Annotated in this window: 1 protein-coding gene; it reads right to left on the reverse strand. The window is 47.6% G+C overall.

The annotated features are described in order from the left end of the window. Positions 1-718: FAD-binding oxidoreductase (locus tag KIV40_RS34525; RefSeq protein ID WP_285353961.1), on the reverse strand; the 718-nt coding region annotated here is incomplete at both ends.

Genomic DNA, 718 nt, shown 5'->3' on the forward strand with positions numbered 1-718 from the left:
CATGTAGCTATACGCTTCATCTCCCCACTCTTTACGAACAAAAGGTGCCATGTTTCGGCCTGTACCGTGTTCTGCTTTCAAAGAGCCATCATACTTATTGACGACGATATCGCAGACAGCATCAATGAACCTCTCGTATCGCTCCACCTCTTGCTGCGAACCAAACCCTTGAGAGAAAATAAAGTGTAAGTTACCGTCTAACGCATGACCATAAATCACACCATCGTAGTAGCCATACTCTTGCATTAACTGTTGCAAGTCAGTCAGCGCATCCGCCAACGTCTCTATCTGAAAAGCGACATCTTCAATCAGTGCTGTTGTGCCCTTTGGTCTCGTCGCACCAACGGCTGGGAATATACCTTTGCGAATGTTCCAGTACGCCTGATACTCTTGAGGCTTATCAGTAAAGCTTGCTGGCACAACCAACTCAAGGTCTTCGATTTCAGTCAATATTGTCTGAATCTGCGCATCAAGCACGGCTTGTTCATCGGCTTCAGTTTGAACCAGAATCGCCGTCGCACCTTCAGGAACCGTGGCAATATAGCTCGGTACTCCGTCCATGTGCTGCACCGCCTTAAGCGCAAAGTAATCAATCATTTCAGCAGCGGACACTGGCGTATTATTCAATTTAAATCGGGTGACCGCGTTGCTGGCGGTTCGGATATCTGGAAACACCAAAAATGCCGACGCCTTCAGTGGGTACTTACGAATCGTGTTA

It is taken from the genome of Vibrio sp. D173a, assembly GCF_030248475.1.